Annotated in this window: 14 protein-coding genes; 6 read left to right on the top strand and 8 right to left on the bottom strand. The window is 69.3% G+C overall.

What is annotated here, in order from left to right; all coding sequences use genetic code 11:
• Positions 1 to 5: 5 nt before the first annotated feature.
• The 3 genes from KT882_RS01455 to KT882_RS01445 form a co-directional block, all read right to left on the bottom strand.
• Positions 6 to 2,504 (bottom strand): FtsX-like permease family protein, encoded by a 2,499-nt coding sequence (locus tag KT882_RS01455; protein WP_228894182.1) that lies wholly within the window; start codon positions 2,502 to 2,504, stop codon positions 6 to 8.
• A gap of 110 nt (positions 2,505 to 2,614) precedes the next feature.
• Positions 2,615 to 3,565, bottom strand: coding sequence for a 2-hydroxyacid dehydrogenase (locus tag KT882_RS01450; protein ID WP_228894181.1), 951 nt, complete (start codon positions 3,563 to 3,565; stop codon positions 2,615 to 2,617).
• Positions 3,562 to 4,326, bottom strand: a complete 765-nt coding sequence (locus KT882_RS01445) for a substrate-binding periplasmic protein (protein WP_228894180.1) — start codon at positions 4,324 to 4,326, stop codon at positions 3,562 to 3,564. Before KT882_RS01445 ends, KT882_RS01450 begins: the two co-directional genes overlap by 4 nt.
• 75 nt (positions 4,327 to 4,401) lie before the next feature.
• Between KT882_RS01445 and KT882_RS01440 the strand changes: the two genes are divergently transcribed.
• The 4 genes from KT882_RS01440 to arsH are packed head-to-tail and all read left to right on the top strand — an operon-like array spanning position 4,402 to position 6,604.
• Positions 4,402 to 4,749 carry an ArsR/SmtB family transcription factor gene (locus tag KT882_RS01440; protein WP_228894179.1) on the top strand — a complete coding sequence of 116 codons (348 nt, stop codon included), beginning with the start codon at positions 4,402 to 4,404 and terminating at the stop codon, positions 4,747 to 4,749.
• Positions 4,750 to 5,229, top strand: coding sequence for an arsenate reductase ArsC (locus KT882_RS01435; RefSeq protein WP_228894178.1), 480 nt, complete (start codon positions 4,750 to 4,752; stop codon positions 5,227 to 5,229).
• On the top strand, positions 5,226 to 5,894 hold the full coding sequence (locus KT882_RS01430) for an aquaporin (protein ID WP_228894177.1): 669 nt from the start codon (positions 5,226 to 5,228) through the stop codon (positions 5,892 to 5,894). Before KT882_RS01435 ends, KT882_RS01430 begins: the two co-directional genes overlap by 4 nt.
• On the top strand, positions 5,891 to 6,604 hold the full coding sequence (arsH, locus tag KT882_RS01425) for an arsenical resistance protein ArsH (protein WP_228894176.1): 714 nt from the start codon (positions 5,891 to 5,893) through the stop codon (positions 6,602 to 6,604). The genes KT882_RS01430 and arsH overlap by 4 nt, the downstream gene beginning before the upstream one ends.
• On the opposite strand, the gene KT882_RS01420 is transcribed toward arsH, so the two are convergent.
• The gene (locus tag KT882_RS01420; RefSeq protein WP_228894175.1) at positions 6,605 to 7,153 is read right to left on the bottom strand and encodes a PEP-CTERM sorting domain-containing protein; all 549 of its coding nucleotides are present in this window, start codon (positions 7,151 to 7,153) and stop codon (positions 6,605 to 6,607) included.
• Between the two features lie 142 nt (positions 7,154 to 7,295).
• Between KT882_RS01420 and KT882_RS01415 the strand changes: the two genes are divergently transcribed.
• Positions 7,296 to 7,787: an arsinothricin resistance N-acetyltransferase ArsN1 family B gene (locus tag KT882_RS01415; protein WP_161070292.1), complete on the top strand. Its 492-nt coding sequence runs from the start codon at positions 7,296 to 7,298 to the stop codon at positions 7,785 to 7,787.
• Between the two features lie 3 nt (positions 7,788 to 7,790).
• Here KT882_RS01415 and KT882_RS30630 read toward each other — a convergent pair whose 3' ends face one another.
• Positions 7,791 to 7,913: a hypothetical protein gene (locus KT882_RS30630; RefSeq protein WP_260048228.1), complete on the bottom strand. Its 123-nt coding sequence runs from the start codon at positions 7,911 to 7,913 to the stop codon at positions 7,791 to 7,793.
• A complete protein-coding gene (locus tag KT882_RS01410) occupies positions 7,910 to 9,115 on the bottom strand; it encodes an MFS transporter (protein WP_161070293.1) in 1,206 nt (401 codons plus the stop codon). The genes KT882_RS30630 and KT882_RS01410 overlap by 4 nt, the downstream gene beginning before the upstream one ends.
• Positions 9,116 to 9,290: 175 nt before the next feature.
• On the opposite strand from KT882_RS01410, the gene KT882_RS01405 reads away from it, so the two are divergent.
• On the top strand, positions 9,291 to 9,614 hold the full coding sequence (locus KT882_RS01405; RefSeq protein ID WP_161070294.1) for a DUF2917 domain-containing protein: 324 nt from the start codon (positions 9,291 to 9,293) through the stop codon (positions 9,612 to 9,614).
• On the opposite strand, the gene KT882_RS01400 is transcribed toward KT882_RS01405, so the two are convergent.
• Positions 9,552 to 10,499, bottom strand: a complete 948-nt coding sequence (locus KT882_RS01400; protein WP_228894174.1) for a LysR substrate-binding domain-containing protein — start codon at positions 10,497 to 10,499, stop codon at positions 9,552 to 9,554. The two genes, KT882_RS01405 and KT882_RS01400, sit on opposite strands and share 63 nt — an antisense overlap.
• Positions 10,500 to 10,544: 45 nt before the next feature.
• Entirely contained in the window at positions 10,545 to 12,692 is a 2,148-nt protein-coding gene (locus KT882_RS01395; RefSeq protein WP_228894173.1) for a TonB-dependent receptor plug domain-containing protein, read from the bottom strand.
• Positions 12,693 to 12,723 lie beyond the last annotated feature (31 nt).

The raw sequence follows: 12,723 nt of genomic DNA, 5'->3' as shown, positions 1-12,723 counted from the left end.
ATCATCTAGGCCTGGCTGCGCAGCGCGTCCGCCGGCTTCATGCGCATGGCCAGCCAGGCATGGCGGGCCACGGCTCCGGCGGCGATGGCCAGCGTGGCGGCCAGCGCCAGCAGCAGGGTCCAGCCGCCGATCGGCGCGTGCTCCACATAGCCGGCCAGGTAGCGCTGGATGGCGAGCGCCGCCGGCGGCAGGCCGATCAGCGCGGCCAGCAGCGCCAGCGCGCCGATTTCCTTCACCACCAGCACGCCGATGGCGCTGCGGCCCGCGCCGTACAGTTTGCGCAGCACGATCTCGCGCGCGCGCCGCTGCACCGTGTGCGCCGACAGCACATAGGTGCCGAAGGCGGCGATCGCCAGCGCAATGCCGGTGGCCAGCGCCAGCAAACGGGCCATGCGCGCGTCGTCCGCATAGTTGACGGCCAGGATGTCGGCGGCGGAGCGGGTTTTCAGTATCGCGTCCGGAAAGTACTTGGGCCACAGCGCGCGCACCGTGGGCTCCAGCACGGCGGCCGGCGTGTCCTCGCCTGCGGCGCGCACGCTGAGGGTGATGCCGGCGGTCCACAATTCATAGGCCACCGCGCGCGGCGCCGCGCGCAGCGAGTGGAAGCGCAGCTCGGGCGCGATGCCCACCACGCGGCGCTGGATCACCTTGTTGTCGAAGCCGCTGAACAGCAGGACCTGGCCGATGGCGGCGGCTGGATCGGCAAAGCCCAGCTCGCGCGCGGCGATGGCGTTCAGCACCAGCGGCACCGGGTCGTCCTCCTTGTCCTGGCGCGGGTCGAACACCCGTCCCGCCAGCGCCGGGATGCGGTACTGCTCGAAGAAATTCGCGCTCACGGATTTGATTTCGGTGGCGGCGCTGCGGCCGTCCAGGCGCTTCAGGTCGCGGAACCAGGACACATTGCTGCGCCCCACCGCGTCCTCGGAAATGGCCACGCCCGCCACGCCGGGCTGGGCTTTCAGCGCGGCCACGAAACTTTGCGCCGCCGGACTCATGCGCACCGGTTCGGGCAGGTCCACGATCAGCAGCGGCGCCGGGTCGAAGCCGGGCGAGGCGCGCATGGCGAAGGCGGTTTGCCAGGCGATGGCCACGGCCACGCTGGCCAGGCCCATGGCAGTGGCCACTTGCAGCACCGTCAGCACGCGCCGCATGCGCAGGCCGCCGGCGGATTCCGTGCCGCCCCGCCCTGCCAGCACCTGGCCGGGCCGCACGCGCAGCGCAATCCAGGCCGGGTAGACCGCCGTGGCCACACCCAGCAGGCAGCCCAGCAGCAGCGCCGCCGCCACGTGGCCGGGCGAGAGCACGCTGTCGAGCTTGCGGTTGACCAGCTCGGAGAACAGCGGCAGCGCCAGCCAGGCCAGCAGCAGGCCGATGGCGGTGGCCAGCAGCGCCACCAGCATGGACTCGGCTAGCAGCTGCAGCGCAATCTGGCGCGCGCCGGCGCCCAGCACCTTGCGCATGGCCACTTCGCGCTGGCGCCGCAGCACCCGCACCGCCGCCAGGTTGACGTAGTTCACGGCGGCCAGCAGCAGTATCAGCAGCGCCACGCCGCCCAGCCCGGCAATCACGGCCGGATGGGCGCGCGGACCGGGCGCGGCCACGAAATTCTGCGCCACGTCCTGGTCGAAATAGGCGTCCTTCAGGGGCGCCAGCGCCACGTCCATCACCTTGCGCCCGGCCAGGCGCTGGCGCACTTCGGGCGGCTGCTCCTGCAGGCCGGGCGTGCTGTCCACGGCGCGCTGCAGCGCCTCCGTAATGGCGGGCAGGGAGGCGCCCGGCTGCACGCGCAGCAGCATCTTGCCCCACCAGCCGCGCGAGCCGGTCACCAGTTCGTCGCGCACCTCGGGTTCCACCAGCGCCGAGCGGATGCCGAGCAGGGTTTCAAACGGGATGGTGCTGCTGGCCGGCGGCGTGCGCAGCACCGCGCCCACGCGCAGCAGCTTGCCCTCGGCCAGCATGGTCAGTCCCAGCGCGTTGGCGGTGCCGAACAGGCGCTGCGCGGCCTCCTCGGTGATGGCGAAGCTGTCCGGGCGCTCCAGCGCGGCGGCCAGGTCGCCCTGCACCGCCCGCAGGCCCAGCATGGCGGCGAAGTCCGGCAGCACGGTCAGGCCGTCCACCTTGTGCAGCCGGCCGGCGATGCGCACCGTCAGGCCCAGCGTTTCGGCGCGCGACGGCAGGTAGCCGGTGGCGGCGGCCACGCCCGGCATGCCGGCCGCCTTGGCGCGCAGCAGCAGCGGCGCCTGGTCGAACCACGGCGCTTTCGGGTCGACGTTGTAGCGCTGCTTGACCACGTAGACCTGGTCCACGTCCGGCACGTGGCGGTTGTACTGCCAGGAGTGGCGCACCAGGCCCAGCAGCAGCAGCGCGGCGGCCAGGCCTATGCCCAGGCCGGAGATGACGACGAAGGAATACACCGGGTCTTGCAGCAAGGTGCGCCAGCCGATACGGAAGTCCCGCAGTTTCATAATGAGCGATGGGTAGTGGATCTGGCTGGAGAATCGCAACTTTCATGCCACGCACGGCCGGGGGGCATGGCCGCGTGGCCGGCATGGCGCACTGCCGCGCAGGCGTCCGGAAGCGGACGCTGGCGGTGTGCGCTTCCGGACAGTGTCCGCTATGGAAGCGGCGTCAGCAGCGGCTGGCCGGCGAAGTGGGCCAGCAGGTTGTCCACCGCCAGCTGGCCCATGGCGTGGCGGGTTTCCACCGTCAGGCTGCCGATATGGGGCGTGAGCACCACGTTGTCCAGCGCGCGCAGCGCGGGCGGCACCTCCGGCTCGTGCTCGAACACGTCCAGCGCTGCGGCGCCCAGCTGGCCGGTTTGCAGCGCCGCGATCAGCGCGTGCTCGTCCACCAGCGCGCCGCGCGCGATGTTCACCAGCGTGCCTTCCGGCCCCAGCGCGTCCAGCACGGCGGCGTTCACCGCGTGCCGCGTGGCGGCGTTGGCGGGGGCGCTCAGCACCAGGTAGTCGCTTTGCTGCGCAAGTTCCAGCAGCGAGCCGGCGCGCTGGGCGGCCACGCCGGGAACCGGGCGCGGCTGGTAGTAGCGTATCTCCATGCCCAGCACGGATAGCCGCGCGGCAATCGCCTGGCCGATGCGGCCGTAGCCGAAGATGCCGGCCACCTTGCCGCGTACGCTGCGCGACGGCGCCAGCGGCAGGCGCGCGCTCCAGTCGCCGTTGCGCACGTAGCGGTCCATGGCGGGCAGGCGGCGCGCGGCGGACAGCAGCAGCAGCAGGGCCAGGTCGGCCACGTCCTCGGTCAGCACGCCGGGCGTGTTGGTGACGGGAATGCCGCGCGCGCGCAGCGCGTCCAGGTCCACCTTGTCATAGCCCACGCTGTTCAGGCTCACCATTTCCAGCCGGGGCAGGCGTGCGGCCAGCGCCGCGCTCACGCCCTGCGGCCCGGTGGTGACGATGGCGCGCACCCGGGCGGCCACGCTGTCCACATAGGCGTCCTGCTCGGCGGGCGGCACGCGCCAGACGTGGTGGCAGTGGAACTGTTCGTCGAGCTGCCGCATGACGGCGGCGGAAGGGCTGGCGGCGAACACGAGGATTTCTGGTTTCATGGTGCTTTCTCTGGTGAGCCCAGGCCGTATTTGGCGAGGATGCGGCGGCTGCTGCCGTCGGCGGTGATGGCGGCCATGGTGCGCTGGAACTCCTGCACGTCGTCCGTGCCGAAGTCCAGCGAACCGGCCAGCCAGGCGGTGGTGCTGCGCACGGGCGGGCTCAGCGCGAAATCGGCCTCCTCTCCCCGGCTGCGCAGCGAGGCGCGGATGATGTTGTATTCGCCGAAGGCGGCGTCGGCGATGCCTTTCAGCAGGAAGCGGTGGACTTCGTCGATACTGGCGGCCTCGACCAGGTTCCCATAGCCCAGTTCCTTCAGGATGGCGGCCTGGCCCGCGCCGCGCAGCAGCGCGATGCGGCGCGCTTTCATGTCCAGCGGATGGCGGATATCGAAGCGGCTGCTGTGCGGGGCCGTGAACACATAGTGCTCGTCGTACAGCGGCGCCAGCCAGCGGTACTGCGCTTCGCGCGCGGGCTGGCGCGTGAGCGGGAAGATGGCGGTGGCGGGCAGTGTGGTGGCCAGGAAGATGGCGCGCCGCCACGGCACGAACCGGGTCTGCGGCGCCAGCTGCATGCGCTGGCACAGCTCGTTCACCAGCTCCATCAGCGCGCCGGGCCGGGCGCCGCCGTGTTCCAGCACCAGCGGCGGCAAGTGCGCGGTCACCAGGCGCATGCGCGCAGCCACGCCCGCCTGCGCCGGGACGCATGCCAGGCTGGCGCCCAGCGTGGCTCCCAGGGCCGCAATTGCTCGTCGTCTGTCCATGGCGGCTAGTTTTGCACATTTCGGTAATGTTGTAGTATATTTCGATAATCGTTGAAATATCGAATTGGAGCAGAAATGGACACCAGGCAAGCATTGGCGGCGCTGGCGGCGCTGGCGCAGGAATCCCGGCTGGCGGCCTTCCGCCTGCTGGTGCAGGCCGGGCCGGACGGACTGGCCGCCAGCCGGATCGCCGAGCAGCTCGACATTGCGCCCTCGTCGCTGTCCTTCCACCTGAAGGAGCTGGCCCACGCCGGCCTGATCGCGGCGCGCCAGGACGGCCGCTTCGTCATCTACAGCGCCAGCTTCGGCGCCATGAACGGCCTGCTGGCCTTCCTCACGGAAAACTGCTGCGGCGGCGTGCCCTGCGCGCCCGCCGGCCCGGACTGCTGCCCCCCAGCCACCACCACCACCAAGGAAGCTTGAATGAACGTTTTAGTACTGTGCACCGGCAATTCCTGCCGCTCCATCCTGGGCGAAGCCACCTTCAACCACCTGGCGCCGGCGGGCTGGCACGCTGTCAGCGCGGGCAGCAAGCCGGCCGGCTATGTGCACCCGCGCTCGCTGGCGCTGCTGGCCCGCGAAGGCATCTCCACCGAGGGCTACCACAGCAAGTCCTGGGACAGCCTGCCGGTCACGCCGGACATCGTCATCACCGTCTGCGGCAGCGCGGCGGGTGAAACCTGCCCGGCCTACCTGGGACCGGTGCTGCGCGCGCACTGGGGCGTGAAAGACCCGGCCCACGCCACCGGCACCGAGGAGGAAATCGACGCCGCCTTCATGCACGCCTACCGCGTGCTGCGCGCGCGCATCGAAGCCTTCTTCGCGCTGCCGCTGGAGCAGCTGGTCAACAATCCCATCCGCCTGAAAGCCGAGCTGGACCGCATCGGCACGCTGCTGCCATGACCCCGGCGCGCCGCTACGTGGCCGAAGGCCTGGGCACGGCGCTGCTGCTGGCGGTGGTGGTGGGTTCCGGCATCATGGCCGAGCGCCTGGCGGGCGGCAATGCCGCCATCGCCCTGCTGGCCAACGCGCTGGCCACCGGCGCCGGGCTGGTGGCGCTGATTTTGATGTTCGGCCCGGTCTCCGGCGCGCACTTCAACCCCGTGGTGACGCTGTCGGCCGCCTGGCAGGGCCGGCATCCGGCGCGCGAAGTGCTGCCCTACCTGGCGGCGCAGCTGGCGGGCGCCTTCGCGGGCGTGGCCGCCGCGCACGCCATGTTCGGGCTGGACGCCTACACCGCCTCGGCCCATGCGCGCACCGGCGCGGCCCAGTGGTGGAGCGAATTCGTGGCCACCTTCGGGCTGCTGGGCGTCATCATCGGCTGCACGCGCAGCCGGCCGGGCGCCACGCCGTTCGCGGTGGCGGCCTATATCACCGCCGCCTACTGGTTCACCGCCTCCACCTCGTTCGCCAATCCCGCCGTCACGCTGGCGCGCAGCGTCAGCGACACCTTCGCCGGCATCCGTCCCCTGGACGCGCCCGGCTTCATCGCGGCGCAGCTGCTGGGCGCGGCCGCCGCCACCGTCTTGTTCCGCTGGCTGTACGCGGAGAATAAGGAGTCTTTATGAGCATCCCCAACCTGCCCAACATCAAGCCGGACCTGTTGGACACCCCCACCCTCGCCAAGCTGGCGCCGGTGGGCGAGCTGGACCATCCGCCCCGCATCCTCATGCTGTACGGCTCGCTGCGCGAGCGCTCTTTCAGCCGCTTCCTGGTCTACGAGGCGGCCCGCATCCTGGAGCACTTTGGGGCCGAGGTGAAGATATTCGATCCGATGGAGCTGCCCATGGCCGGCAGCGTGCCCGAGACGCATCCCAAGGTGGTGGAGCTGCGCGAACTGAGCTTGTGGTCCGAAGGCCAGGTGTGGTGCAGCCCCGAGCGCCACGGCGCCATCACGGCGGTGATGAAGAACCAGATCGACTGGATCCCGCTGGAACAGGGCGCGCTGCGGCCCAGCCAGGGGCGCACGCTGGCGGTGATGCAGGTGTGCGGCGGATCGCAGTCGTTCAACGTGGTCAACACGCTGCGCCTGCTGGGGCGCTGGATGCGCATGTTCACCATTCCCAACCAGTCCTCGGTGCCGATGGCCTACAAGGAATTCGATGAGGATGGCCGCATGCGTCCCTCAGCCTACTACGAGCGGGTGGTGGACGTGATGGAGGAGCTGTTCAAGATGACGCTGCTGCTGCGCGGCCGGACCGCATACCTGACCGACCGCTACAGCGAGCGCAATGAACGGGCGGTCAAGGCCATCGACCGCCAGATAGGGAAGATCTGATCAGGCCTGGCCGGTGGCCTTGCGGCGGCGCGCGGCGAGCAGGCCCAGCAGGCCAACGCCGGCCAGCGCCAGGCTGCCTGGTTCCGGCACGCGGGAGAAGTTGGCGGCGGTAATGCCAGGGCTGGACGCCCACGAACCCTGGAAAATGCTGACGTAGGTGTTGGAGCCGGCGATATACAGGTCGTTCGAGGTCCAGCCATGCGTGGCGTCAATGAACCAGTCGCTGGCGGCGAAGTTGGTAAAGCTCATCGAGATGGTGAAGGCATTGGTGGTGATCACGTTGTCGAAGTGGTTGTAGCCGTCCTGGAACATCCACTTGATGCCGCTGTTGATGCCGTTCGAGCTGGTGGTGATGGTGCCCGTGCCTTGCGCGTTCAGCAGGCTGGAATCGAACGACACATAGCCGGTGATGCGGTCCGACGTGGTGTACGGGCCGCTGACCGAGGTGAAGGTCGGGCCGTTGAAGGCGTAGGTCATCGGGGTGGCTTGCACGGCTGCGCAGGTGGCCAGGGTAGCGAGGGCGATTGCCAGTTTGGAGATCAGTTTCATGGGTGCGAAAAGTTGTTGATTGATATTGATTTTTATCTTAAAGCAATTATTGTTCCATCCATGTAAGATCAATAACTTAGGCGAAGTCCATGTATTATTTGATGCTAAATATTCCATCACTGTAAAATTTTCCGACACTGCCATGAGCCTTATCCGCCCAGCCACCGCCGCCGATGCGCCCGCCATTGCCGCCATCTACAACCACTACGTCGCCACCACCACCATCTCCTTCGAGGAGGAGCCGGTCTCCGCCGGGGAAATGGCGGGCCGCATCGAGAGCGTGGGCGCCAAGCTGCCGTGGCTGGTGTGCGAGCAGGACGGCGTCGTCCTGGGTTACGCCTACGCCACCCCTTGGCGTGTGCGCAGCGCCTATCGCTTTTCCGTGGAGAGCAGCGTCTACGTGTCGCCGGAGCATCCGCGCAAGGGCGTGGGCACCCGCCTGTACCGCGAGCTGCTCGACCAGCTGCGCGCGCGCGGCCTGCACATGGTGATAGGCGGTATCGCCCAGCCCAACGAGGCCAGCGTGGCGCTGCACGAATCCATGGGCTTCAGGAAGGTGGCGCACTTTTCCGAGGTCGGCATGAAGTTCGGCCGCTGGGTCGACGTTGGCTACTGGGAGCTGAAGCTGGCCTAGCTTTCAGCACAGCGCCGCCAGGCTGGCGAAGGACAGCACATTATCCGGCCGCAGCAGCGCCAGCCAGGACCAGGCGCACACCGCCGCCAGCACCGCCCACAGCAGCAGGTTGTGCAGCGGCTTCATGCGGGCGCCATCTGCTGCGCCGCCAGGGCGCGGTCGTCGATGGGCCAGTGCAGCAGCGCCGCCACCAGTCCCACGCCCACCGACGCCGCCCACACCAGGTCGTAGGAGTGCGTGGCGTCGAACACGGCGCCGCCCAGCCACACGCCGAGGAAGCCGCCCAGCTGGTGGCCCACGAACACCAGGCCGAACAGCGTGGAGATGTATTTCACGCCGAATACCTGCGACACCAGCCCGTTGGTCAGCGGCACCGTGCCCAGCCACGTCAGTCCCATGGCGCAGGAGAACAAATAGATGCTGGCCGTGCTGATGGGCGCGGCGATGAACAGCAGCATGGCCGCCGAGCGCGCGCAGTACAGCCAGGCCAGCAGGTGCTTGCGCCGGTAGATATTGCCCAGCTTGCCGCACCAGTAGGTGCCCGCCACATTCGCCAGCGCCACGATGGCCAGCGCCATCACGCCGGTGTTGGCGGAAAAGCCCTGGTCCAGCAGGTAGGCCGGGAAATGCCCGGCGATAAAGGCCAGCTGGAAGCCGCAGGCGAAAAATCCCAGGTTCAGCAGCCAGAAGCCCCGGTGCGACAAGGCCTCCGCAATCGCGCGCCGCATCGACTGGCCGGGCTGCTGCGGCGCGCTGGCGGCGGCGCTGTCGTCCATGGGGAAGGCCAGCGGCGCGGCCAGCGCCAGCAGCAGCGCTATGATGGCGAGCGCGGCCATCCAGCCTGCGCCGGAAATCAGTCCCTGCGCGGCGGGCACCATGGCGAACTGGCCCACGCCGCCCACCGCGCCCGCCAGCCCCAGCGCCCAGCTGCGCCGCTGCGGCGGCACGATGCGGCTCAGCGCGCCGTACACGGTGCCGAAGGCGGTGCCGGACAAGGCCATGCCGATCAGCAGGCCGCCCGTCAGCAGCAGCTGCATATTGGTGGCCGCGTGCGCCATCAGGACCAGGCCGAGCGCGTACAGCAGGCAGGCTGCGGCCAGCACGCGGCGCGAGCCGTAGCGGTCCGCGATCATGCCGGTGAAGGGCTGGGCCAGACCCCAGACCAGGTTTTGCAGGGCGATGGCCAACGCGAACTCCTCCCTGCCCCAGCCGCGCGCGGACGTCATGGGCAGCATGAACAGGCCCTGCACATGGCGCATGCCCAGCGCCAGGCCCATGATGATGCCGCCGCACAGCACGGCCGCCAACGGTGTTTTCAGGTATTTCATCGGGTTCTCCTCGCCAGTCCGTGCTGCAAGCATAGCCAGGACGGCGGGGCGCGCGCCAACGGTAAATCGGCATGGCATCCATGCGTACAGCGCATGGATGGCATGCCGGGATAACGTTTGTCCGCAGCGCGCCTGGGAGCAACAATGCAGGCGTCAACCCTCGAAGGAGAACACCATGCAGATCACCCTGCAACCCAGAGAAGGCGCCACCATGGCGCCGGGCAACGCCGTGCGCGTGCATTGCCTGGCCGGCGTGCTGTGGATTACCAACCATGGCGACAGCAAGGACCGCGTGCTGAAGGCGGGCGACAGCGCGGAGCTGTGCGCGGCGCAGCGGCGCTATCTGTCCAGCGTGGGCCGCAACGAGGCGGTGTCGTTCGAGGTGAGCGGCCCGGCCGCCAGCATCAGCCTGCACAAGGTGGGCGGCGGCGCGGTCTCAGGCGGCGCCGGCGAGCGCCTGCGCCAGGTCTTGCGCGGTCTGCGCCGCCTGCTCGATTAGCCAGTCGCGGAAGGCCGCCACTTCGGCGCGCTGCTGGCCGGGCGCCTCCATCAGCCAGTAGCGGTAGTCATCCACTTGCAGGCTCAGGTCCAGCCGCGCGGCCAGGGTGCCGTCCCTGAGCATGGGCAGCAGCAGGGGCAGGCGTCCCAGCGCCACGCCGTGGCCGCCGGCCGCCGCATTGATCAGCTGGTCGTATTGATTGAAATGCAGCCTTCCCTTGGGCCGCCGCGCGGGCGTCTGCTCCAGCCCTTGCGCCTTGAGCCAGTATTCCCAGTGCAGCCACGGGCCGACGCGTTCGTCCAGGTCCAGCAACACTTGTTCCAGCAGCGCCGCCGGTTTGCGGAAGGCGCTGGCCGCCAGCGCGGGACTGGCCACCGGCGCCACCACCTCGTCGAACAGCTTCAGCCCTCCCTGCGTGGCGGGCGAGGCGGGGCTGTAGCGGATGGCGAGGTCGACGCCGTCCCGCTCCAGGTCCAGCAGGCGGTTGCTGGTCGCCACGCGCACGTCGATATGCGGATGGGCCGCCTGGAACTCGCCCAGGCGCGGCAGCATCCACAGCGAGGCCACGCCTATGCTGGCGGACACTGTCACCGGGCGCACGCGCCGGTCCTGCCGCAGCGTATCGGCCAGGTCCAGCAGCTTGTCCATCCAAGGCGAGGCAAGCTGGAACAGCTGCTCGCCGGCCGGCGTCAGCGCAATGGCGCGGTTGCGGCGCGTGAACAGCGGCGTGCCCAGCCTCTCCTCCAGCGCCTGGATCTGGCGGCTGACGGCCGATTGCGTCAGGCACAAATCGTCCGCCGCAGCGGTGATGCTCATGCGCCGCGCCGCCGCGACAAAACCGCGCAGCGCATCGAGCGGCGGCAGCGTAACAAGGCGGTTCTGCATGGCGTCTCCTGTATCGGCGATACATGATTCTAGCGCATGCTTACGCTACAGCGGCTGCTCGTACTGGAGGCGCACGCCCCGGCTGCCGGGCGCGCTGGCGCCGCGGGCGGTGCTGCCGGCGGCGTCGGCGTAATACTGGGCGCTGCGGCGGTCCTGGCGCAGCGCGTTGGCCACTGACAGGCGCAGCTGGCTGGCTTTGCCGGTCTTCCACAGGGCGTAGGCGTCCAGCGTGCGCACCGGGCCGCTGTCGCTGGACAGCGCAGCCGTGATGCGGGCCGGACCGCCGCCCAGGTAGTTGAAATTGAAGCCGCTGCTCCACGCGGCGGACATGCGGTAGTCCAGGCCGAGGTTGGCCGTCAGCGGCGTCTGTTCGGCCAGGCGGTTGTGCGGGCCGGGCACGCTGTCCATGCGCGACCAGTTGCGGCTGGCGTTGGCGCGCAGGTCGATGGACGGCGCGCCCGCGTACAGCGCGGCCAGCGGGAATTTGGCGTCGAACTCCACGCCGCGCGCGCTGGCCTTGCCGCCGTTGGCGAAGGTGCTGACCCACGTGGCGCCGTCCTGGAACAGGCGCTGCACCGTCACCCCGCTGATGCGGCGCGCGTAGGCCGATACGCTGAACATGCCGCCCTTGCCGAAGTAGGATTCGTAGCCCGCGTCCACGCCCCAGGCCAGCTCCGGCTGCAGATAGGGATTGCCCTCCACGTCCGGATTGGTGGGGCCGTTGCCGTTGTTGATGGTGTAGCGGCGCGGCACCAGGTTGCGCGTCAGCGGCGCCTTGTAGGTACGCGACAGGGCCAGGCGCAGCTGGTCCCGTTCGCGTCCGCTGTCCTTCAGCTTCCACAGCGTTTGCAGCACGGGGCTCCACACGCTGGAGCGGCTTTGCACCTTGTCCATGGCGCGGCCCACGGTGCCGGTGACCAGCCCTTCCCAGCGCAGGCCGAGATAGGCTTGCAGGCCGGGCGCCACGTCCCATTCGTCTTGCGCATACAGGGCCAGGCGCTTGACGTCGGCGGTGTAGTCCTGGTCCAGCGTGTAGAGCGGCGCGCCCTGCGGCGTGCTGTCGCGCTGCAAACGGTTTTCGCTGCGGCGCGTAAAGCTGCCGTCCCAGCCTGCGCCGAAGCCGTGGCCGGGCCACAGCGGCGTTTGATATTTGCCGCTGCTGGTGGCGCTGTTGTCGCTGGCGCTGGAATTCACTTCGCGCCGCAGCCAGGGGGCGCCGCCCGCGTCCGCGCCGTTGAAGACGTAGGCTATCTCGCGCTGGTTGACGTTCACGCCCGCCTTGACGGTGAGCCTGCCGTCCCCGCCGGTCTTGCGCGACCAGCTTACGTCGCTGCGCAGCGCGTCGTTGTGGATACGGGAGCCGTAGCTGCTGATGGGCGACGGCGTGGCGCTTCCCAGCAGCGTGGTTTCGCGGGAGCCGCCGTGGTTGTTGATGCGCGCGATATCGATCAGGCTTTGCCAGGCGATGGTGTCGCCGCCGTCCAGCGTCCAGTTCAGGCGCGGCGCCAGGCTGGCCTTGCTGATGCCGCCGAGGTAGCGTTCATCGAACAAACGCCGCGTGGTGGGCGCGCCGGCGGCGTTGGCGAGGATTTCGCTGATCTGCGCGCCGTTGTCGTAGCCGGTGCGCGACAGCGTGCCAGCCACCGAGTACGAGTAGGCGCCGTCGCGGTTGGCCAGCTGCATGGTGGCGCTGGGGTTCCAGCGCTGGTCGTGCTCGATTTGCAGTTTCAGGTCGCGCTGCGCACGGCTGGCGCCCTTGCGCAGCACGATGTTGATGCTGCCCGCCACCGCCTGCGCGCTGAATTCGGCCGAGGCGGTGCGCATGATTTCTATGCGTTCGATCACCTCCGGCGCCAGCGTGTCGATGGCGAAGCCGGGCGGCGCAGGATCGCCGTTGATGAGAATTTGCGTGTAGCCCGTGCCCAGTCCGCGCATGCGCACTTCGCTGCCGGCCATGAACAAGCCGGGCAGGCGTTTCAGCACGCCGGACAGGGAGCTGTCGCCGTACTGGAGTAGTTCGTCCCTTCCCACCACGAGCTTACCGGCCGTGCCGTTGCGGCGCAGGGCGTCCGCACCGGGGCCGCTCACCTCCACGCGCGCCATCTCCGCCGGGGCGGTATTGTCGGCCGCGAAGGCAACAGCGTGCAGCGCACCGGCCAGGGCGCAGAGTGTGAGACGGCGTGACGTTTTCATGTTCGAAGCCTGTAATGTTGATCGAGGCTCC

This window comes from Pseudoduganella aquatica, from assembly GCF_020865585.1.
GTDB classification, from domain to species: Bacteria; Pseudomonadota; Gammaproteobacteria; order Burkholderiales; family Burkholderiaceae_D; genus Rugamonas; species Rugamonas aquatica_A.
Note: the sequence above shows the minus strand (reverse complement) of the source record. Positions and strands in the feature narration are given on the sequence as shown.

Coding starts and splice junctions, on each gene's coding strand:
- KT882_RS01450 (WP_228894181.1), bottom strand. CDS start 3,565: ATGAAACCAGAAATCCTCGTGTTCGCCGCCAGCCCTTCCGCCGCCGTC.
- KT882_RS01445 (WP_228894180.1), bottom strand. CDS start 4,326: ATGGACAGACGACGAGCAATTGCGGCCCTGGGAGCCACGCTGGGCGCC.
- KT882_RS01440 (WP_228894179.1), top strand. CDS start 4,402: ATGGACACCAGGCAAGCATTGGCGGCGCTGGCGGCGCTGGCGCAGGAA.
- KT882_RS01435 (WP_228894178.1), top strand. CDS start 4,750: ATGAACGTTTTAGTACTGTGCACCGGCAATTCCTGCCGCTCCATCCTG.
- KT882_RS01430 (WP_228894177.1), top strand. CDS start 5,226: ATGACCCCGGCGCGCCGCTACGTGGCCGAAGGCCTGGGCACGGCGCTG.
- arsH (WP_228894176.1), top strand. CDS start 5,891: ATGAGCATCCCCAACCTGCCCAACATCAAGCCGGACCTGTTGGACACC.
- KT882_RS01420 (WP_228894175.1), bottom strand. CDS start 7,153: ATGAAACTGATCTCCAAACTGGCAATCGCCCTCGCTACCCTGGCCACC.
- KT882_RS01415 (WP_161070292.1), top strand. CDS start 7,296: ATGAGCCTTATCCGCCCAGCCACCGCCGCCGATGCGCCCGCCATTGCC.
- KT882_RS30630 (WP_260048228.1), bottom strand. CDS start 7,913: ATGAAGCCGCTGCACAACCTGCTGCTGTGGGCGGTGCTGGCGGCGGTG.
- KT882_RS01410 (WP_161070293.1), bottom strand. CDS start 9,115: ATGAAATACCTGAAAACACCGTTGGCGGCCGTGCTGTGCGGCGGCATC.
- KT882_RS01405 (WP_161070294.1), top strand. CDS start 9,291: ATGCAGATCACCCTGCAACCCAGAGAAGGCGCCACCATGGCGCCGGGC.
- KT882_RS01400 (WP_228894174.1), bottom strand. CDS start 10,499: ATGCAGAACCGCCTTGTTACGCTGCCGCCGCTCGATGCGCTGCGCGGT.
- KT882_RS01395 (WP_228894173.1), bottom strand. CDS start 12,692: ATGAAAACGTCACGCCGTCTCACACTCTGCGCCCTGGCCGGTGCGCTG.